Origin of the sequence: Paraliobacillus quinghaiensis (assembly GCF_003426025.1) — a bacterium.
Taxonomy (GTDB): Bacteria; Bacillota; Bacilli; order Bacillales; family Amphibacillaceae; genus Paraliobacillus_A; species Paraliobacillus_A quinghaiensis.
In genome coordinates this window covers 98,753-120,723 of record NZ_QJSH01000008.1, presented here as the reverse complement: position 1 = coordinate 120,723, position 21,971 = coordinate 98,753, and the positions used below count along the sequence as shown (strand labels likewise).

Below are 21,971 nucleotides of genomic sequence, written 5' to 3'. Positions count from 1 at the left end.
AGGGAGTAAGAGTAGTATGAAAGCAGTCATTCAACGAGTTAACCAAGCTAGCGTTCGAGTAGATGATGAGATAGTTGGTTCAATCGAGCGTGGTTTGCTTGTTTTGCTTGGTGTTACCCATGAAGATACTGAAAAGGATGCAGATTATCTCTTTCAAAAAATTATTAATTTACGAATTTTTGAAGATGATGAAATGAAAATGAATCTTTCTTTAAAAGATATTGGAGGAAGTTTATTATCTGTATCTCAATTTACTTTATATGGTGATTGTCGAAAAGGAAGAAGGCCAAACTTTATGGAGGCTGCACAACCAGACCATGCAAAAGCTTTGTACGATTACTTTAACGAAAAAGCAAAAGCTGAAGTGCATACAGAAACCGGAACTTTCGGAGCAATGATGGATATAAGTATGGTGAACAGTGGGCCAGTAACATTGCTATTAGATAGCACAAGCAAAAAATAAATAAAAAACAGATCTTCTAATAAAAATAGAGGATCTGTTTTTTTAGTTGTTAGAAATTATAAAATGAAATGTTGTGGATAACTTTTATCTTAGTTGGCCACATCCAGCTTCAGCGCCCAGCAACTAGCGAGACTTCCTTCACCTCCGTACGATAAGTCAACATCGTTTTCCTTCGGTCAACGTGTTTCCTTTATCTCCTGCGGCTCAGTCCAGTCCGTACGTTGCTACCCGGGCGCTTACGCTTTTGTTCTTTATTCACTTATTGAGAAGTATTTTTGTAAACCTGTAATGATACCTTGGCTGATCTTTCTTTGGTAAGTAAATGATTTTATATTGTTTTCTTCTTCTATATTCGAAATAAATCCTAATTCTAATAAAAGTGCAGGTTGATGGTTAGTGCGAATTACTTGAAAGTCACCATCATCAAAACCTCTATCTCTAGTCAAAGTCGAATCTAATAACTCATCATGTATTAATTTTGCCAAAGTTTTGTCACTTTCATCATAGTAGTAAGTGTTTATTCCTTGTGCGCTTGGATACTCTGGTGTGCTATTATAATGAAGGCTTAAAAATACATCAGCATCAAAATAGTTTGAAAAACTAGACCTTCCGGTTAGAGTATAATAATGATCGTCAGGTCTCGTTAGATAAACAGTTGCACCAAGTAATTCTAAATAATTTTGTAAGTTTTTAGCGGTTTTAAGTGTATAATCCTTTTCAAAATTTCCACTTGCGCCAATTGCTCCAACGTCTCTACCGCCATGACCTGGATCAATTACAATAACTTTGTTTTGCAAAACAGAGATTGTATTATTATCCATAAATGTTCCTTCTTCTAAAATCCATGCTGGTAAATACCCGGTTGTATCGTTCCAATTAACTTTAGCCCAGCCATTTACAATATCGATTTGTGTTACGGTTTCTCCCTTAGGAACAATAGCCAGGATATCCCCAGCTGTAGAAGGTAGGCTACGTATATTTGTATTATTGTATTTTATTGTGAGAGGTTCAGAAATTTGTTCATCTTGTATGTTGTCTTGTACTTCTTCCGAACTTTGATTATTACTTTCTATTATAGTGAGATATTGTTTAGAGACCCATCCAGTTGTAGAATTATAAGCAATTTCTACCCACTCAGCTTGCTCGCTAATTAGAGGATAACGTTCGCCTGAATCTACGGAACCAATTACTTCATATTCTGATCCAGCTCCACTACGGACGAGAAGATCGGTTGCTGTAATTTTTACTTGTTGTGCATATACCGTTGATGAAATGGACAAGCTAAATGTAAATAAAACTAAAATAAAGATAATCCCACGCTTTAAATATAGTTGCATTTTATTTTCCCCCAAATGATGTATCCTTTTTATCCCGGTGTAATCGTCCGTAAAACTCCCACTTCGAAACATCGAGGAAATCAAAGTGTTTAAGTGGGAGTAAACGGTCGCTAACACCCCGAATGGTTCAACTAACAATCAGTGTGGGAAGGGCAAAAACCCCCACTGATTGAAGTTTCACTTTATATAATAAGCAATTTTAGATGTATAAGTCAAAGATTATCGGAAGAGGTCGATCGAATATGCGCATTAATAATAAACAATTAAATACTCAAGGGACCGCTTCAATATTTGGTGCTAATTTCCATCGTTTTGTTGAGCTTGAATCTTTTAGTAATAGTTTGGAAATTGCTGAAGAATTGGGTATTTCCTTGCATGATGTAAAAAAATTAAAGGAAAAATTAAATCGTTCTTGACAATAGGGAATGCAAACAGTAATATTATAAACAATTCAAACAATTCGTGTAGAAAATTATGTAGATGAAATCCAATGAGGGAAAAAGTAATTGAGACAATGTTAAAAAAGAGACTGGATCTCCTGGGCTGAAAAGATCCTTATTTAACACCTCAATGAAAGACATTCCGTAGGTTTTGTATTGAAACTAAAGTAAATACAAACGTAGGCAGGCGTTAACTGTTTCGAGTGGAAATACATGGTCTATATGTGTTTCAACTAGGGTGGTAACACGGGTGTTTAACTCTCGTCCCTTTTTTGGGGGCGGGAGTTTATTTATATTCTAAGTGAAATTTTTTATTTAAAGTATCAATTTAGTAAGTGATGTAGTTGGATTGTCATCCGATAAATAAATAGATTACAGATATTTCGTAGGGGGTTATTAAAATGATAAATGCGCCAAGAGGAACACAAGATTTATTACCTGGTGTAACAGAACAATGGCAATATGTTGAAGAAAAATTTAAAGAACTTTGTCGTACATATAATTATCATGAAGTTCGCACACCAATCTTTGAACATACAGAATTATTTCAACGTGGTGTTGGGGACACGACTGACATTGTTCAAAAAGAGATGTACACGTTTAAAGATCGTGGTGAGCGAAGTCTTACTCTACGACCTGAAGGTACAGCATCTGTTGTAAGAGCCTTTGTACAACACAAATTATTTGGACAAGCATCACAACCGACAAAACTTTATTATGCTGGTCCAATGTTTCGATATGAGCGACCGCAACAAGGGCGAATGCGCCAATTTGTTCAATTTGGTGTTGAAGCATTGGGAAGTGCTGATCCAGCAATAGATGCAGAGGTTATCTCATTAGCCATGTATGTTTATCAACAGTTAGGATTACGTTCTTTGAAATTAGTTATTAATAGCTTAGGTGACAATCAAAGTAGAACAGATCATCGTAATGCACTAATAGCACATTTTGCACCACATAGGGAAGAACTTTGTCAAGATTGTCAATTACGTTTAGATCAAAATCCATTACGTGTTTTGGATTGTAAAAAAGATAAAGATCACCCTGCGATGGCAACAGCACCTTCTATTTTAGACTATCTAAATGAAGAGTCGCATTCTTATTTTGAACAAGTGAAGACTTATTTAGATCAAATGGGTATTGCCTATGTTGTAGATAAAAACCTGGTAAGAGGATTAGACTATTATAATCATACAGCTTTTGAAATTATGAGTGATGCAGAAGGATTCGGTGCAATTACAACCTTATCTGGGGGCGGTCGTTATAATGGATTAGTAGAAGATCTAGGTGGACCAGAAACACCTGGTATAGGTTTTGCACTTAGTGTAGAACGCTTGTTAATGGCACTTGAAGCAGAAAATATAAACCTTCCAATTGATACTAGTCTCGATTGTTATTTTATAGCAATGGGAGAAAAAGCAGAGCAAAAGGCGATTGAGTTAGTTTATCAAATGCGTAAAGCTGGCATTCAAGTAGATAAAGATTACCAAGCAAAGAAATTTAAAGCACAATTTAAAGCAGCTGATCGTCTGAAAGCAAAGTATGTATTGGTATTAGGGGATAACGAGTTAGCTGAAAACATAATAAATGTGAAGAACATGGAAAACGGTGAACAGGAATCAGTAGAGATTGATCAAGTGATTCCATATATAGAACAGTTATTACAAAGGGGGCAAGGATAATGGAGCAACAAGAGAGACAGCTAGCAGGAACATTACGTAGAGATGAAATAGGTAAAAAAGTATGTCTAAAAGGATGGGTACAAAAGCGTCGAGACCTTGGGGGATTAATTTTTATTGATTTTAGAGATCGTTCGGGCTTGGTACAAATTGTATTCAACCCAGCTATTTCAGAACAAGCATTAGAGATTGCAGAGTCAGTAAGAAATGAGTATGTGTTAGAGGTTTGTGGCCAAGTTGTAGAACGATCAACAGACACTATTAATCCTAAAATGGCAACAGGAGAGGTAGAAGTAGTTGTTGATTTTGTATCCATTTTAAATGAAGCAAAAAATCCGCCATTTTCTGTTTTTGATGATAAAGAAATTAGTGAGGAGTTACGTCTAAAATACCGTTATTTAGATTTGCGCCGTGAATCGATGCAACAAACATTTCGTATGCGTCATCAAGCAACACAAGTTATTCGCCAATTTTTAAATGAAGAAGAATACTTGGAAATGGAAACGCCTATGTTAACAAAGAGTACACCAGAGGGCGCTCGAGATTATCTTGTACCAAGTCGTGTACATCCAGGTCATTTTTATGCCTTACCACAATCACCACAATTGTTTAAACAATTAATAATGGTATCTGGTTTTGAACGCTATTTCCAGTTTGCGCGCTGCTTCCGTGATGAGGATTTACGTGCAGATCGTCAACCAGAATTTACTCAAATTGATATTGAAACTTCATTCATGTCTAGTGATGAAATTATGGCGATGACTGAAAGAATGATGCAAAAACTTATGAAAGAAGTTAAGGGTATAGAGATAACATCACCGATTCCTCGCATGCGTTACGAAGAAGCGATGGAACGGTATGGCTCAGATAAACCAGATACACGGTTTGATATGGAGTTAGTTGATGTTTCAGAATTAGTAAAAACTTCTAATTTCAAAGTATTTGAAAGTACCGTTAACACTGGTGGAAAAGTAAGTGCAATTAATGTAAAAGGACAAGCAGCTAATTATTCCAGAAAAGATATTGATAAATTAACTGATTTTGTTAAAATTTACGGTGCAAAAGGTCTAGCGTGGTTAAAAATAGAAGATAATGCTTTTAAAGGCCCAATTGCTAAGTTTTTCTCTGAGGAAGAACAAGCTTCTATGATGAAAGTATTACAGGCAAATGAGAATGACTTGCTCTTATTCGTAGCCGATGCAAAATCAATTGTCTACGATAGCTTAGGTGCACTTCGAATGAAATTAGCAAAAGAATTACATTTAATTGATGAAAGTCAGTTTAATTTCTTGTGGGTGACAGATTGGCCGTTGTTAGAATATGATGAAAATGCTGGTCGTTATACTGCTGCGCATCATCCATTTACAATGCCTAGTGATGAAGATTTGGATAAATTAGATACTCATCCTGAACAAGTAAAAGCACAAGCTTATGATTTAGTACTAAATGGCTATGAATTAGGTGGGGGTTCTTTACGTATTTATAAGAAGGATATACAAGACAAAATGTTTAAGGTGCTTGGTTTTTCAGAAGAAGAAGCTTGGGAACAATTTTCATTCCTTTTACAAGCTCTTGAATATGGTACACCACCACATGGAGGTATTGCCTTAGGATTTGATCGTATGGTAATGCTATTAGCTGGAAAAACAAATTTACGTGACACAATTTTATTTCCAAAGACAGCATCTGCATCTGATTTATTAACAGAGGCACCTGGTTCAGTAGGTCAAACACAGTTAGATGAATTACACCTAAGTTTGCAACAAAAAGCAATTGATGAAACATCTAAATAAACTATTCCCAGTTCGGTTTTAGTGAGAATTTTAATAAAGCAGATACATTTAAGAGCGTATTCCAGTTATGGAATACGCTCTTTCACTCTCAAACATCTTTGCTTTAAATAGGGAAAGCAGGTGCATCCGTTGAACGAACTTGATATAAAAAGTGCAATAACTAGTAACGTAAGTTACTAACCCGCTACGTCACCAGACGGTTTTGGTGGGACGAGTAATCGCAGTCCCAAATGGATTCCCTTTCCGTGGGCTCAGTCTCAGCTAACTCGGAGGCAAAACACGCCTCCGAGTGGATCTTCGACTTGTGGGACTGCGATTACTCGCCCCATCGAAAACATTAGCTGTTCCCACAGGAGTGTCATCCATTTGCTTCCTGCGCTAGTTAGTGACCTAATCATGATTTGAGATAGTAACATGCAATAAACTTTTCTGCCACGGAGATGTGCTCAGTATGTTTTTAAACTATTTAGCGTAACAAATAAAATTGGTGACACTCCTGCAGGAACAGCGCGAGCTGAAGATCCACTCGGAAAGCGAACTTTGCTTATCCGAGTTAGCTGAAGCCGTGCCTGCGGAAAGGGAACCAATTTTATTTGAGAAGCGTAATTTACGTTACTAACTACTGATTTAGCAGATTAGATTTTTAATGCATAGTTTATGTTAATTGTGTCGTAGCAACAATCTTCGTTTCTAAAAGGTTGTACCAGAAATTGTTAGGTAAAAAATCAGTGAAAGTGCTTACATAACCACTTGAATTTTTGAATCATTTATGCTAATATTTAATTACAAGCTAATAGGGTTCTATTAACTTCATGATAGTTCCAGTCCTGATGTGTACGTTTAAATTATTAATGTTTTGACCGAACATTTTTAATAAGGGAGCCAAATGTTTTTATGTGGCGTGCATGCCTTGTATCTTAAGGACGCATAATATATAAAACGGGGCACCCACCTGCAAGAAGCGGGTTCAAAACTTTTTATTAAGACGGCACAATTGGGATTGAACTATCTATACATAAAAGTATTTGAGTTTAGCTCATACACACAAAAAGGTATCTTTTCTATTAATAGAAAAGATACCTTTTTGTGTGTATAATGCTGTGATGTCTATTTTGCAACCTGTTCTAAATTTCCGTTTTTCTCCATTCTAAAAGCAGGAGATGCGCTCTCATCTTGATCACTAAATACAACCATTTTTCTAGCCCTATCCATAATTTGAAGAAAAGCTTGATAATCTACTTGTACAGTCTCTAACTGTTTTTCTAATTTGTTAATTTCCTTTTGCAACTTTTGATTTTCGGCTGTCAATGTATCTCTTTCTTGTCTAAGCTTTTCAGCATTTTGTTTTGAACGAACAGAAGTATCTACATCTTTTTTTAATGATCTTAAATATCGAATCACACTATCTAAATCGATTGAATTTATGTCTGTAGTTGCTCTGTTTGTAGTTCCATCTATGACTTCATGATTATTGAATTGATTTATTGAAATGGATGTATCTTCTTCCATTTCTTTTTGCTCCCAATTTGGAACATAAGAATTACTAGGTTGTTTTTGCTGTGATGTAAGTTGGCGTTTCTTTTCTTTGCGTTGTCGTTTCGCAATATCAACTGCTTGGTCATACCGTTGTCTTACTTCTGCATTCCAACGAAAGCCACAAGCTGCTGAAGTGCGATTTAACTTGTCACCCACTTCTTCGAAAGCATTTAATTGTGTACTGCCTTCCCTGATATGGCGCAATACAGTTTCAGCCAACAACAAATCATCTTCATGAGACCATGCGTCTTGTCTAACTTTTACCAATTCTATTCACTCCTTTGATTCCATTTTCTCTAGTAAATTTGTATTATAAAACTAGTGTAAAACTAGTTATATGATTACTGATAAGACTGTTTTTACTAGTATGGTCTCATTTGAATAGAATTATACAAGTTATTTATCTTGTATATTAATTATTGTAATTTATCATAGATTTGTTTGAATGTTCGTTCCGTTTTGCTATTTTCTTTAGGTTGATAATAGCGCTTATGTTTTATCTTATCTGGTAGGTACTGCTGTTTAACCCATCCACCTTCATAGCTATGTGGATAATGGTAGTCTAATCCACGCCCGAGTTTCTTTGCACCTTGGTAATGTGCATCTTTAAGGTGTGCTGGTATATCTCCTGTATCACTATTCCGAATATCGGTCAATGCATGATCAAGAGCGCTATATGCAGAATTTGATTTTGGTGATAAACAGAGTTCTACAATTGCCACAGACAAAGGAATACGTGCTTCTGGAAAACCAACACGTTCAGCTGCTTCAACTGCAGCCAACGCTCTTGGTCCAGCCTGTGGATTAGCAACTCCAATATCCTCATATGCACAAACAATCATTCTTCGTGCTATACTTTCTAAATCGCCAGCCTCTATTAATCTCCCTAAATAGTGAAGTGCTGCATTAACATCACTACCTCGAATTGATTTTTGGAAAGCAGATAAAACATCATAATGTGCATCTCCATTTTTATCATGTGAAAAACTTTTCTTTTGCATACATGCTTCTGCAACTTCTAGTGTGATGTTAATGATATGATTATCACTTGGTGGTGTAGAGTAGGCAGCCAGTTCTAGTCCATTTAGTGCCGCTCTCAAATCTCCATTTGCAGATTGTGAAAAGTGTTCTAGTGCTTCATTTGTTAGATTAATCTGCATGTTACCAAGTCCATCGGTAGGATCACTTAATGCCCGATTAATTGCTATTTTAACGTCAGAGGATTCTAATTTAGATAGTTCAAATAAGTGAACACGACTTCTGATTGCAGGATTAATCGAATGATATGGATTACTTGTTGTGCAACCTATCAATGTAATTAAATTACTCTCCAAATGTGGTAGTAAAAAATCTTGTTTTGCTTTATCAAGTCTGTGCACTTCATCTAGTATTAAGACAAGTTGCCCTGACATTTTTGCCTCTTCAACAGCAATCTCCATATCTTTTTTCTTATTAATTACAGCATTTAATAACTTAAATCTTAGGTCCAAGCTTTTTGCTAAAGCAATTGCCATGGATGTCTTTCCGGTTCCAGGTGGTCCGAACAAAATCATAGAAGCTAATCGATTTGCTTTAACCATTCGATAAATCATTTTATCTGAACCTACTAACTGGGTTTGCCCTATAATATCATCTATATGTTTCGGTCGCATTCGAAAAGCGAGTGGTTGATTTGCCATGAATGTAAACTCCTTTAATGGGTTAAATACTTGACTTCTTATCTATAAATGGATAAAATAATTCTTTGTTTTCAAACTATTTCTAAAAGGTAATATATTTTCTCTAGCGTACTTATAACCTTGAAAAAATGCAAGAGATACGTTGTTCGTGCTATAATAAATTTAATAATAGTAAGAAAAAATTTTATATAATTGTTTTTTGATGATAATACATGAAATGATAGATAATTTGCGAATTAGGTTAGTAATAAATGGGGAGTGTAGAATATGAAAATCTCAACGAAAGGTCGCTATGGCTTAACAGTAATGATTGAGTTAGCGAAGCGGGTTGGAGATGGTCCGGTATCTTTAAAAACGATTGCTCAAGATAATAACCTATCAGAGCATTATCTTGAGCAGCTCGTACCACCATTACGAAATGCAGGTTTGGTAAGAAGTGTTCGAGGAGCATATGGAGGCTATATGTTAGCAAAGGATTCGAAAGAAATTACTGCAGGTGATGTTATTCGGATTTTAGAAGGACCGATTACACCTGTAGAAGGTATTGAAGATGAAGAACCTGCTAAACAAGCATTGTGGATGCGAATCCGCGATGCGGTTAAAGATGTATTGGATACAACTACATTGGACGATTTAAGTAAACATGGAGAAGATGATAGTCAAGAACCTTATATGTTTTACATCTAATTATTAAATGAAATAGAACTGGAAAGAAGGCACAATTATGGATGCTATTTATTTGGACCATGCTGCAACTTCACCAGTCCATCCTGATGTGATAGAAGCGATGCTACCAGTAATGAAACAAACATTTGGAAACCCGTCAAGTATTCATCAATATGGACGAAAAGCAAGACAGTTACTAGATCAAGCAAGAAGTGTTGCGGCATCAAGTATACATGCAAATGAAAAAAATATTATCTTTACTAGTGGTGGTACTGAGGCAGATAATATAGCTTTACTTGGAACAGCTTGGGCTAATAAAAGTAAAGGGAACCACATAATAACGACGGTAATAGAGCACCATGCTACTTTACGGACTGCTGAATCTTTGGAAAAACAGGGGTTCGAGGTTACGTACTTACCTGTACAACAATCAGGTCAAGTATCTGTTAAAGATTTACGTGATGCTTTGACAGACCAAACAATCCTAGTATCTGTAATGATGGTTAATAATGAAACGGGAGTTAAGCAGCCTATTCAAGAAATTGGGGAATTGCTTATAGATCATCAAGCTTATTTCCATACTGATGCTGTTCAGGCATATGGTATTTGTGATCTTGATGTGAATGTATTAAATGTTGATTTATTAACAGTTTCATCTCATAAAGTTAATGGTCCTAAAGGTGTCGGTTTTCTGTATATAAGGGATGGAGTACAAATTAATACGATCCAATTCGGTGGAGAACAAGAACGGAAACGTCGTCCAGGTACCGAAAATGTAGCAAACATTGTTGGGTTTAAAAAAGCAATTGAATTAATTGCAGGTGAAAAAGATCAACGATTACGTAAATATCAGTCTTATAAACAAACATTTTTGGAAACTTTAAAAGAATTAAACTTGGATTTTGCTATTAATGGTGAAGAAGAACAACTGGTTCCGACGATTGTGAATATTAGCTTTCCTGGAACGAATGTAGAATCTTTACTAATGAACTTTGACTTAGCAGGAATTGCAGTTTCAAGTGGAAGTGCTTGTACAGCAGGATCAATAGAGCCGTCACATGTTTTATCTGAAATGTTTGGAAGTGAGGATGAGCGAACTGTTAATTCGATTCGATTTAGCTTTGGCTTAGCAAATAATGAGAAACAAATAATAGAGGCTGCTACAAAAGTAGGGGCTATTGTAAATAGATTAGCATCATAAGTAGATAGGTGGTGAACGTAATGAAAGACAATAAGGATATCCGTGTTGTTGTAGGGATGAGTGGAGGTGTTGATTCCTCTGTTACAGCACTTTTGTTAAAAGAACAAGGTTACGATGTAGTAGGTATTTTCATGAAAAATTGGGATGATACGGATGAATCCGGATTTTGCACGGCAACAGAGGATTATGATGATGTCATCCGTGTTTGTAACCAATTAGATATTCCATATTATGCAGTTAATTTTGAAAAACAATATTGGGACAAAGTGTTCACTTATTTCTTAGACGAATATAAAGCGGGACGAACACCAAATCCAGATGTAATGTGTAACAAAGAAATAAAATTCAAAGCATTTTTAGACCATGCTCTTTCGCTTGGAGCTGATTATGTCGCAACAGGTCACTATGCACAAATTCGTAAGACTGGTGACCGGACTGAAATGCTTAGAGGAGTTGATAGAAATAAAGATCAAACTTATTTCTTAAATCAACTTTCTGAAGATATATTAGAAAAAGTTATGTTTCCGCTAGGTCATTTACCTAAAAAGGAAGTACGCCGAATAGCACAAGAACATGATTTAGCTACAGCAACAAAAAAAGATAGTACAGGCATCTGTTTCATAGGTGAACGAAATTTCAAAGAATTCTTAAGTGAATATCTACCCGCACAACCTGGTAGAATGCAAACAATGGAAGGCGAAGATAAAGGACAACATGAAGGGTTAATGTATTATACAATTGGCCAGCGTCAAGGCTTAGGCATTGGAGGTCCTGGTGGTCCATGGTTTGTTGTTGGAAAAGACTTAAATAAAAATATTCTTTATGTAGAAGCGGGTTATGACAATGAATATTTATATTCAGATAGCTTAATTGCTACTGATATTAATTGGATTAATGAAACACCGTCTGAATCATTTACCTGCACAGCGAAATTCCGTTATCGTCAAAGTGATAGTAAAGTGACCGTCGTTCCGTTAGGTGACAATAAAGCGCGCGTCGTTTTTGATCAAAGAGAACGGTCAATTACCCCTGGACAAGCTGTTGTATTTTATGCGGATGAAATATGTATGGGTGGCGGAACAATTGATGAAATTTTTAAGGATGAAGTAATGTTGGATTATGTTGGATAATGGATTAAAAATACAGAACAGACTACCATTTGTTCTGTATTTTTCTGTATAATAAAGTTAGAAAGAAGGGACAGCATGGAGAAAACAAATCAAGGAATTGAATATATGCAAGAAGGTAAATTTGAAGAGGCAGCAAGTTGTTTTAATGAGGTTATTGAAGAGTCTCCTAAAGATCCAGTAGGGTATATTAATTTTGGTAACTTATTATTACATATGAATGATGCAGAAAGAGCTAAACTTTTTTTTGAGAAGGCAATTACTTTAGATGAAAAAGCAGGGACAGCATATTATGGACTTGGAAATCTCTATTTTGAACAAGATGATTTTAAACAGGCTCAAACCTATTACCAAAAGGCAATTGATAGTGGGTTAGAAGAAGCTGATGTTTATTTTATGCTAGGTATGGCACTTCAGCAACAAGAATATAATAAACTTTCTCTAGCATATTTCCAACGAGCAAAAGAGTTAAATCCAAAAGATGAAGCGATTTTATTTCAATATGGTCTAGCTTTAGCGCAAACGGATCAAATTAAATTAGCGAAAGAAACATTTGAAACTGTGTTAGAGCTTGATCCAAAACATAGTGATGCCCATTATAATCTGGGTGTTGCCTATTTGTTTAAAGATGATGTTGAGAAAGCATTAACGCACCTATCAACAGCAGTAGATATTCAGCCGGACCACGTTTTAGCAGCAGAGACTAAAGCGACGGTTGAGACTTTGATTGAACAGTCAAAACAATAATTAGTAGGGGAGTACTTTAATGATGGAGGAAAATTATAATAAGGTGGAAGAAAATTATATAAAAGGGGAACTAATTCATATGATTTTCACTAATCATCAAGAACATTTTTCCATCGCTAAAGTTAAAGTGCTTCAAACCAATGAATCGTTCTCTGAAAAAGAAGTGGTGATTAAAGGTTACTTTAATCAATTAAACCCTGGTGAACCCTATGTCTTTAAAGGAAACTTTATTGAGCATAAAAAATTTGGCTTACAGTATCAAGTAGAAAGCTATCAACGCTATGTGCCAGATACAGAAGAAGGATTAGTTGCCTATTTATCAAGTGATTTATTTTATGGAATTGGTAAAAAAACAGCAAAAAGGATTGTAAAAAAACTTGGAGAAACAGCTGTATCTAAAATTTTAAAAAATCCAACCGTTTTGGATGATATTAAAGGATTAACAAAAGAAAGAGCAGAAGGGTTACATCGGAATCTACAAGAACATCAAGGTTTTGAACATATTGTTGTTCATCTTTCTAAGTATGGATTTGGTCTGAAAATGGCACAAAAAATATACCAAATTTATAAAGATGAAGCTGTTAATGTCTTAGAAACAAATCCATATCAATATGTTTTTGATATAGAAGGCTTTGGTTTTCTACGTGCGGACGAAGTAGCAGCGCAGCATAATATCGCAATGAACCATCCAAGTCGGATTCAAGCTGGATGTATGTTTTGTTTACAAGAATCCACACAAGCGGGACATGTCTATCTACCTATTACAGAATTAATTGATTTAACCATGCGTTTAATTCAAGCCCATCGTTACCATATTCAGAGAGAAGAGATTCAAGCAGAGCTTCTAGCGTTAAATACTGAAAAACAATTAATTATCGAAGAAGAGGAAAGAGTATATTTACCGCCGCTATATTATGCAGAAGCAGGATTTTGCACACAGTTGAAGCGAATTCTAGATAAAAAGATTGAAGAAGAAGTTGTTGATGCTGAATTGATGAAAATTGTTGGGCAAATTGAAGAAGAAGAAGTTCTTAGTTATGGTAAAGAACAGTTTTATGCAATAGAACGCGCGCTAGCAGAGAAAGTGATGATTTTAACTGGTGGTCCAGGTACAGGTAAGACAACAGTGATAAATGGGATTATTAAGGCTTATAGTGCGTTACATGATATATCTCTAGATATTGATTCATATGATAATAAATCGCAATTTCCTGTAGTGTTAACTGCGCCAACAGGCCGCGCAGCGAAACGAATCAATGAATCTACGGGCTTACCTGCTGTTACAATTCATCGTTTATTAGGGTGGGATGGAAACGAGAGTTTTGAAAAAGACGAAGATAACCAGTTAGCTGGAAAACTATTAGTAATTGATGAATTTTCGATGGTAGATGTCTTTTTAGCTAATCAATTGTTTAAAGCAATCCCGAATGAAATGCAAGTTCTAATCGTAGGGGATGAGGATCAACTACCATCAGTTGGTCCAGGTCAAGTACTAGCTGATTTACTACTTAGTAAGCAGGTTGTTGCTGTTAAATTAGAAGAAGTATATCGTCAAAAAGAAGGATCTAAAATAATTCAATTAGCACATGAAATGAAGCAAAATCAATCTACAACCGAATCACTACAAAAAGCAAACGATTTTAATTTTATTGGTTGCAATGAGAGTCATGTGGTAGATGTTGTAAAGCAGATTGTTACAAAAGCATATGAAAAAGGGGTAGAACTCAAAGATATCCAGGTGCTTGCCCCAATGTATCGATCAGAGGCTGGTATTCATCGATTGAATGAGGAAATACAAAAACTAATCAATCCGAAACAGAAGGGCCGGAGGGAGCTTCGCACAAAAGACGTTATTTATCGTAAAGGAGATAAGGTTATTCAGTTAGTCAATCAACCAGAAGATGGTGTCTTTAATGGTGATATTGGTGAGATAGTAGCTATATTTCAGGAAGATGAAAACGTCGATCAAGTGGAACAGGTTGTTGTTCTGTTTGATGATAAAGAAGTTGTCTATGAGAGAAAAGATCTATTAAATTTAATGCATGCTTATTGTATTTCGATTCATAAATCGCAAGGTAGTGAGTTTCCAATTGTGGTATTACCAGTAGTGCCAAGTTACCGCCGTATGTTACGTAAGAATTTATTATATACAGCTGTAACTCGTGCGAAAAAGTCTTTGATTCTTTGTGGTAGTAAGCAGGCATTCCTATCTGGCACGCAAGAAGTAGATACGAACAGACGTTATACAACACTAGCAGACAAGTTAATTTTAATTCTTAAAAAAGACGAACCGCAAAATATAGAAGAAGGTCAGGATAATGAAGAAGAAGCATTATCACCATATGATTTTTTATAAAAAACCCGAGAAAACCCGTGACTTCAGTCGAGTAGTTTCAAGCAATCTTGTATCTGACATAAATATCTTATTAAAATGAGTGGACATAGTACACCGGAATAGATTGATCTTTTAAATAAACATTTCTTAAAACTCATGTTTAAAAGAAAGAAAGAAAGCGCCATGTATCCTGGATATATGGCGCTTTTTTTGTATAAAATTTTTGCCAATTGGAAAAACTAACAATAATAGTTTTGTCTAAAGGAGAGCAGAATTAATGTATTGTCCAAATTGTAAAAGTAAAAACATAGGGAAGATAGGTAACCAACATTATTATTGTTGGGGTTGTTTTATTGAATTAACAGCGACTGATGGTGTATTTGATATGCATGAAGTAGAAGAAGATGGATCACTTAGTTCGTTAAATGATATTTTTACAGAAGAAGATAGAAAGATGGGCTATTGAATGCATGTATAAACTAGTAGCCATTCGGTATAAGGAGTTTTGTTGCAAATGTTTAGTCAAAATAGAGTAATACGCTGGTTGTTTTGGATTATATGTGGGATTTTGTTACTTTTATTTGTCTATTTGCTAATGACGCTCTTCCCATTTTATCAAACGGTGTTAACTAGTATATGGCATATTGTTACGCCATTTTTACTAGCAGGAATCATCGCTTTTTTGTTACATCCATTTGTTGAAAAGATACACAACTATCGAATACCACGTTGGTTAGCAATTACACTTATTTACCTTGTATTTTTTGGTGGTTTGGGTTATTTAGGTTATCTAATTTACCCAGATTTCATATCTCAATTAAGAGATTTACAAGAGAATTTACCGAAATTTATTCATACATATCGTACAACAATTTATCAAATATATGAGAGTACCTCTTTTCTACCAGAAACATTTCATGACAGAATGGATCTATTTTTTAATCAACTAGAAGATTTCTTAAGTCAACGTATAACTAGTAGCTTGAAAAATGTCACAAAAATATTTGATTTGTTTGTTATTATTGCAGTAATACCAGTTCTAGTTTTTTATATGTTAAAAGATTATAAACTAATTAAATCAACTGCTTGGAAACTTATACCTAAAAGATATCGAGAAAATAGTAAAGCTTTATGGCCTGACATTAATAAAAGTTTAGGCGGATATATTAGGGGACAATTGCTAGTTTGTTTATTTGTTGGACTAACCACTTATATAATTCTTCTAATCATTCATATGAAATATCCAATAATACTTGCTATCTTGATGGGGATTACGAATATTATACCTTACTTTGGTCCGATTATTGGTGCTGTTCCTGCGGTGATTATTGCATTTACCATGTCTGTGAAACAAGTGATCTATGTTGTTATAGGTGTGATTGTGGTTCAATTAATAGAAGGAAATTTGCTGTCTCCTTATATTGTAGGGAAAAGTGTTCATCTACATCCAATCATAATCATCTTTGCATTATTAATTGGTGGAGAAATAGCAGGGGTAATTGGAATGATTGTTGCTATTCCACTTGCAACAGTGCTAAAAGTGATCATTCACCATATAAAGGATTTCAAGTCACCTAATTGACAGATTCCACAATTTTATCTATAATATCCTAGCATAGTAATATGAAGCAAAACGTAGAAGACCATCAGTATGTGGCAGACCATTAAAAGAGAAGGATTTCCTTAGGCTGTAAGAATTCCTAAATGAAGGGTCACAGAAGCTAGGTTCAGAGTGCAGTTAATTCCTGCCGGTTACACGCCGTTATAGTGCTTAAAGGTGATGGATGATATTTCATTCATAATCAGGGTGGTACCGCGATAGTTTAGTTCTCGTCCCTGCAAATGTATTGCAGGAATGGGAGCTTTTTTAATGTTTTTTAGTATACAATACATACCGTAAAATCAAGGAGGGCATTAAATTGCAATCGAAAACGTCAGCAGAAGTAAGACAACTCTTTTTAGATTTTTTTAAAGAAAAAGGCCATAGTGTTGAACCTAGTGCATCACTTGTACCAAAAGAAGATCCAACATTATTGTGGATTAATAGTGGTGTTGCAACTTTAAAAAAATATTTTGATGGTCGTGTTATTCCAGATAATCCTAGAATTGTTAATGCACAGAAATCAATTCGAACAAATGATATAGAAAATGTTGGATTTACCGCACGTCACCATACTTTTTTCGAAATGCTAGGTAACTTCTCTATAGGAGATTATTTTAAAGAAGAAGCAATTGTTTGGGCATGGGAATTTTTAACTGATAAGAAGTGGATTGGTTTTGATCCTGAGAAACTTGCAGTAACTGTCCACCCGGAAGACGATGAAGCGTATGATTTATGGAAGAACACAATCAAGCTTCCCGAAGAAAGAATCATACGATTAGAGGAAAATTTTTGGGATATTGGAGAAGGACCTAGTGGGCCAAATACAGAGATATTCTATGATCGTGGAGAAGAATATGGTAATGATCCTGCTGATCCAGAACTGTATCCAGGTGGAGAAAACAATAGGTATTTAGAAATCTGGAATCTTGTATTTTCTCAATTCAATCATAATCCTGATGATACGTATACACCTTTACCAAAGAAGAATATTGATACAGGTATGGGGTTGGAGCGTATAGTTTGTGTGATACAAGATGCACCAACTAATTTCGAAACTGATTTATTTTTACCTATTATAAAAAAAGTTGAAGAACTTGCAACAGTTAAATATGGAAAAGATGAAACAACAGACGTAGCGTATAAAGTAATTTCTGACCACATTCGTACGGTCGCATTTGCGATTGCTGATGGTGCACTACCATCTAATGAAGGTAGAGGTTATGTTTTAAGAAGATTGTTACGTAGAGCAGTACGATTTGCAAAACAAATTGGAATAGAAAAGCCATTTATGTTCCAATTGGTCACGACAGTTGGAGAAATCATGGAGGCTTTCTATCCAAATGTACAGAAGAAACAAGCGTTTATTAAAAATGTGGTTAAAACAGAAGAAGAAAGATTCCATGAAACATTACATGAAGGTTTAACTATTTTAGAGGAAATCATTGAAAGAGAGAAGCAACAAGGGAATAAGGTGTTTCCTGGTACAGAGGTATTTAGATTGTATGATACTTATGGATTCCCAAAAGAGTTAACTGAAGAATATATTAATGAAGCTGGGTTTACAATAGATGAAGTAGGATTTAAGCAAGAAATGGACAAGCAGCGTGATCGTGCTCGTAATGCAAGACAAAAAGTTGACTCCATGCAAGTACAAGATAGCATATACAGCGATTTAACAGCCGAAAGTACTTTTGTAGGGTATGACACTTTAGAAGTAGACACAACAATCTCAACTATTATAGAAGATAAAGAAATTGTAGAGCAATCGGTAAATGAGGAAGTATATCTACTCTTAAAAGAAACACCTTTCTATGCGGAAAGTGGAGGGCAGATAGCTGATAAGGGTTGGTTATATACAGATCAGGCAACTGCAAGGGTAGAAGCAGTTCAAAAAACGCCTAAAGGGCAGAATCTACACCGTGTAACAGTTAAGCAAGGTACACTAAAACAAGGTGACACTGTAAAAGCAGTAGTTGACAGAGATGCACGTATGTCAATTGTAAAAAATCATACCGCAACTCACATTCTGCACCAAGCATTAAAAGAGGTTTTGGGAGATCATGTTAATCAGGCGGGTTCTCTAGTTGCAACTGATCGATTACGGTTTGATTTTTCTCACTTTAGTGCAATTACAGATGATGAGATTGAACAAATTGAAACAATAGTGAATCAAAAAATATGGGCTTCCTTACCTGTATCGGTTGGCAGCTATCCAATTGAAGAAGCTAAGCAGATGGGGGCAATGGCTCTATTTGGTGAGAAATATGGTGACATCGTTCGTGTTGTCAAGATTGATGATTACAGTATCGAATTGTGTGGTGGATGTCACGTCATCAATACTGCCGAGATTGGTTTATTTAAAATCACGACTGAATCAGGTATAGGTGCTGGTACACGTCGAATAGAAGCAACTACTGGTAAATCAGCTTATTTATACGTTAGCAAGCAACAACAACATTTAAAAGAAGCAGCAGGTTTGTTAAAAGTATCAGTAGACCAAGTGCCACAAAGAATCACTGGATTATTCCAAGAAATGAAAGAATTACAAAAAGAAAAGGATTCATTAAGTCAAAAACTATCTAACCTAGAAGCAACATCAATTTTAGATCGTATTAAAGAAGTTAATGGTGTTTCTTTATTAGCAGAACAAGTGGATGTAGCTGATATGAATCAATTACGTGGTATGGTTGATGATTTAAAACAAAAGATAGATTCTGGTATTATTTTATTAGGAGCTGTCAACAATGGAAAAGTACAGCTAGCAGCAGGTGTCTCTAAAGATCTAATTGAGAAAGGATTCCACGCTGGAAAACTTATAAAAGAAACTGCAGAACTCTGTGGTGGCGGCGGTGGAGGTCGTCCTGATATGGCGCAGGCTGGAGGTAAAAATCCAGATCAATTAAACAACGCATTAGCTCATGCAGAAACATATATAGCCTCTATAACAGAATAAGTGTTTTTCTTGGATAAAAAAGCTATAATAGACAAAAGAAGTATGTAATATGTTATGATGAATATATTTCAGAATAATAATAGGTGGGTGTGAAGTATGGACTCAATGGATAAGACGATGAAATTTAATTTTCCAGAAGAACCCTTTGATAAAAATGTTAATGAAGTATTATTAACGGTTTATGAGGCGTTACGAGAAAAAGGTTATAACCCAATAAACCAAATTGTCGGCTATTTGCTATCAGGTGATCCAGCCTACATTCCGAGATATAAAGATGCACGAAATTTAATAAGAAGAATTGAAAGAGACGAATTGATTGAAGAATTGGTTAAGTATTACCTAGAACAACACAAAGAGGTTTAATATGAAAAAAATGGGGTTAGATGTCGGTTCGAAAACGATCGGTATAGCCGTAAGTGATGCATTTGGTTGGACAGCTCAAGGTCTTACTACACTTTATTGGGATGAAAATGATTTTCAAACAGTAAGGGATCAACTTGCCGATCTTATTAAAGAACACGATATAACGGAAGTAGTAATAGGACTTCCTAAAAACATGAATGGTTCGATTGGCGAAAGAGGAGAGGCTTCTCAAAGAATAGCAAAGTATATCGAAGAACAGTTTGCTGTAAAGGTATCTTTGTGGGATGAACGATTAACTACAATGGCAGCGGAACGTGTTTTGTTAGAGGCTGATGTTAGTCGAAAGAAGCGAAAGAAAGTAATTGATAAAATGGCAGCAGTAATGATTTTGCAAGGATATTTAGATTCTCACCAATAATAGGAGGCAAAAAAGATGGCATTAGAAGAAAAAGAAAGAATTATTATTCCTGATGAAAATGGAGAAGAACATTTATTTGAGGTGTTATTCACCTTTGATGTGGACGCAAATGAACAGTCATATATTGCGGTTGTTCCTGTTGATCAGAAGGATGACGAAGAAGTTGAAGTATTTGCTTTTCGTTATGAAGACAAGGAAAATGAAGATGATTTAGCATTATTTCAAATTGAATCAGATGAAGAGTGGGAAATGGTAGAAGAGATGTTAAACACACTCACTGAGGAAGAAGAATAATTTTGTAGTTTGTAAAAATGATTTTTTAAAAAATAAAGCAGAAGGAATATTATTTCCTTCTGTTTTTATTCTGTTTGAGATATTTTTTAATTTTGCATAGTAATATTGTAGAATTCTGTAGTATAATATACCGGATGAAGGGAGGATTAAAGATGTCCAAGTCTACTCAAGAGAATGAAAATCAAGTACAAGAACATCAACAAGCAAATACTTATTCTAAAAGTGAACGATTCATAAAACGTTGTCAAGAGGCCAGTTTAGTAAGGAAAATCGTCTTTACTATTGTTATCTTATTAACAATCATACTCGTGGTTGGTGGTATGTCAGGGTATCGTTATGTTAAACAAGGGCTTGAACCGGTCGATAAAAATGCTGATACAACAATTGAGGTTGAAATTCCAATGGGATCATCAACTTCTGCAATTGCATCTATTTTAGAGGAAAATGGTGTAATTAATAATGATTTATTTTATCGTTTCTATGTGAAATTTAATAATAATGCTACAGGATTTCAAGCTGGTGAGTATACCTTATCACCTTCTATGACATTAGCTGAAATCACTGATGAATTACAAACTGGTACTGTGGTGAGAGAACCAATATTTAATGTAACAATACCAGAAGGAAAGACAATAGAACAAATTGCTACAATATATGAACAGAATGCAGATATTGAAGCTAGTGAATTTATTGAAAAAATGCAAGATCAAGAATATATTGAACACCTTATTCAAACTTATCCAGCACTTTTGTCAGACGAACTATTAGATGACGATATTCGTTTTCCATTAGAGGGATATTTATTTGCTGCAACATATCCATTCTATGAAGAAGAACCATCTATTGATACAATCGTTTATGATATGTTGGAGAAAAGTGAACAAGTGGTATTATCTTATATAAGTCAAATAAATGAGTTAGAACAATGGAATGTTCATGATGTTGTGACATTGGCTTCTTTAGTAGAAAATGAAGCACGTACTGAAGAGGACCGAGAAAAAATTGCAGGAGTATTTTTTAATCGTTTAGAGAAGGATATGAGATTAGAAACAGATCCAACTGTTTTATATGCATTAGGTGGACACAAAGAACGTGTGTTATTAAAAGATTTAGAAGTAGAATCTCCATATAACACCTACCATGTAAAAGGCTTGCCTGTGGGTCCTATTTCAAATTTTAGTGAAAGCTCTTTGAAATCTGTTTTAGAACCTGAAGATACAAATTATCTATTCTTTGTTGCTGCACCTGATGGCGAGATATATTACGCTGAAACGTTTGCTGAACATCTTAAAAATGCGGAAAAATACCTAGATCGAGATGTGTAATAAATAGCTGGA

The 21,971-nt window shown here is 35.1% G+C and carries 19 protein-coding genes, 1 other RNA gene and 1 other annotated feature; of the genes, 17 read left to right on the top strand and 3 right to left on the bottom strand.

The window, feature by feature from the left end:
* Window positions 1-16: 16 nt before the first annotated feature.
* The gene (gene dtd / locus D2K40_RS07525; protein WP_117154549.1) at window positions 17-463 is read left to right on the top strand and encodes a D-aminoacyl-tRNA deacylase; all 447 of its coding nucleotides are present in this window, start codon (window positions 17-19) and stop codon (window positions 461-463) included.
* 251 nt (window positions 464-714) lie between these two features.
* Here dtd and D2K40_RS07520 read toward each other — a convergent pair whose 3' ends face one another.
* Entirely contained in the window at window positions 715-1,800 is a 1,086-nt protein-coding gene (locus D2K40_RS07520) for an N-acetylmuramoyl-L-alanine amidase family protein (protein WP_162879166.1), read from the bottom strand.
* 242 nt (window positions 1,801-2,042) lie between these two features.
* Between D2K40_RS07520 and D2K40_RS16385 the strand changes: the two genes are divergently transcribed.
* From D2K40_RS16385 to ssrS, 4 genes are all read left to right on the top strand, one after another.
* Window positions 2,043-2,216 (top strand): hypothetical protein, encoded by a 174-nt coding sequence (locus D2K40_RS16385; protein ID WP_162879165.1) that lies wholly within the window; start codon window positions 2,043-2,045, stop codon window positions 2,214-2,216.
* Between the two features lie 65 nt (window positions 2,217-2,281).
* Window positions 2,282-2,512: a binding site (T-box leader), on the top strand.
* 129 nt (window positions 2,513-2,641) lie between these two features.
* Window positions 2,642-3,922, top strand: a complete 1,281-nt coding sequence (gene hisS, locus D2K40_RS07515; protein ID WP_117154543.1) for a histidine--tRNA ligase — start codon at window positions 2,642-2,644, stop codon at window positions 3,920-3,922.
* On the top strand, window positions 3,922-5,712 hold the full coding sequence (aspS, locus tag D2K40_RS07510; protein WP_117154540.1) for an aspartate--tRNA ligase: 1,791 nt from the start codon (window positions 3,922-3,924) through the stop codon (window positions 5,710-5,712). Before hisS ends, aspS begins: the two co-directional genes overlap by 1 nt.
* Window positions 5,713-6,533: 821 nt before the next feature.
* Window positions 6,534-6,717: non-coding RNA, 6S RNA (ssrS, locus tag D2K40_RS07505), on the top strand.
* A gap of 102 nt (window positions 6,718-6,819) precedes the next feature.
* Here ssrS and D2K40_RS07500 read toward each other — a convergent pair.
* Together D2K40_RS07500 and D2K40_RS07495 are read right to left on the bottom strand one after the other, a co-directional pair.
* Complete coding sequence (locus D2K40_RS07500; RefSeq protein ID WP_117154537.1) at window positions 6,820-7,515, bottom strand: RsfA family transcriptional regulator; 696 nt, start codon at window positions 7,513-7,515, stop codon at window positions 6,820-6,822.
* Window positions 7,516-7,664: 149 nt separating this feature from the next.
* Window positions 7,665-8,927, bottom strand: a complete 1,263-nt coding sequence (locus D2K40_RS07495; protein WP_117154535.1) for a replication-associated recombination protein A — start codon at window positions 8,925-8,927, stop codon at window positions 7,665-7,667.
* Between the two features lie 267 nt (window positions 8,928-9,194).
* On the opposite strand from D2K40_RS07495, the gene cymR reads away from it, so the two are divergent.
* The 12 genes from cymR (at window position 9,195) to mltG (ending at window position 21,959) form a co-directional block, all read left to right on the top strand.
* On the top strand, window positions 9,195-9,614 hold the full coding sequence (gene cymR / locus D2K40_RS07490) for a cysteine metabolism transcriptional regulator CymR (RefSeq protein ID WP_117154533.1): 420 nt from the start codon (window positions 9,195-9,197) through the stop codon (window positions 9,612-9,614).
* A gap of 37 nt (window positions 9,615-9,651) precedes the next feature.
* Window positions 9,652-10,794, top strand: coding sequence for a cysteine desulfurase family protein (locus D2K40_RS07485; protein WP_117154530.1), 1,143 nt, complete (start codon window positions 9,652-9,654; stop codon window positions 10,792-10,794).
* A gap of 20 nt (window positions 10,795-10,814) precedes the next feature.
* Entirely contained in the window at window positions 10,815-11,924 is a 1,110-nt protein-coding gene (gene mnmA, locus D2K40_RS07480) for a tRNA 2-thiouridine(34) synthase MnmA (RefSeq protein ID WP_117154528.1), read from the top strand.
* 75 nt (window positions 11,925-11,999) lie between these two features.
* Window positions 12,000-12,668: a tetratricopeptide repeat protein gene (locus D2K40_RS07475; RefSeq protein ID WP_117154526.1), complete on the top strand. Its 669-nt coding sequence runs from the start codon at window positions 12,000-12,002 to the stop codon at window positions 12,666-12,668.
* Window positions 12,669-12,690: 22 nt separating this feature from the next.
* Window positions 12,691-15,024 (top strand): SF1B family DNA helicase RecD2, encoded by a 2,334-nt coding sequence (gene recD2, locus D2K40_RS07470; RefSeq protein ID WP_117154585.1) that lies wholly within the window; start codon window positions 12,691-12,693, stop codon window positions 15,022-15,024.
* Between the two features lie 256 nt (window positions 15,025-15,280).
* Window positions 15,281-15,469, top strand: a complete 189-nt coding sequence (locus D2K40_RS07465; protein ID WP_117154523.1) for a hypothetical protein — start codon at window positions 15,281-15,283, stop codon at window positions 15,467-15,469.
* A 48-nt stretch (window positions 15,470-15,517) separates the two neighbouring features.
* Window positions 15,518-16,585 carry an AI-2E family transporter gene (locus D2K40_RS07460; RefSeq protein WP_117154521.1) on the top strand — a complete coding sequence of 356 codons (1,068 nt, stop codon included), beginning with the start codon at window positions 15,518-15,520 and terminating at the stop codon, window positions 16,583-16,585.
* Window positions 16,586-16,922: 337 nt separating this feature from the next.
* Entirely contained in the window at window positions 16,923-19,559 is a 2,637-nt protein-coding gene (gene alaS / locus D2K40_RS07455) for an alanine--tRNA ligase (protein WP_117154519.1), read from the top strand.
* A gap of 96 nt (window positions 19,560-19,655) precedes the next feature.
* Window positions 19,656-19,922 (top strand): IreB family regulatory phosphoprotein, encoded by a 267-nt coding sequence (locus D2K40_RS07450; protein WP_117154517.1) that lies wholly within the window; start codon window positions 19,656-19,658, stop codon window positions 19,920-19,922.
* 1 nt (window position 19,923) lies between these two features.
* Window positions 19,924-20,340, top strand: a complete 417-nt coding sequence (gene ruvX / locus D2K40_RS07445; RefSeq protein ID WP_117154515.1) for a Holliday junction resolvase RuvX — start codon at window positions 19,924-19,926, stop codon at window positions 20,338-20,340.
* A gap of 15 nt (window positions 20,341-20,355) precedes the next feature.
* Window positions 20,356-20,634 carry a DUF1292 domain-containing protein gene (locus tag D2K40_RS07440; protein ID WP_117154512.1) on the top strand — a complete coding sequence of 93 codons (279 nt, stop codon included), beginning with the start codon at window positions 20,356-20,358 and terminating at the stop codon, window positions 20,632-20,634.
* 152 nt (window positions 20,635-20,786) lie between these two features.
* On the top strand, window positions 20,787-21,959 hold the full coding sequence (mltG, locus tag D2K40_RS07435) for an endolytic transglycosylase MltG (RefSeq protein WP_117154509.1): 1,173 nt from the start codon (window positions 20,787-20,789) through the stop codon (window positions 21,957-21,959).
* Window positions 21,960-21,971 lie beyond the last annotated feature (12 nt).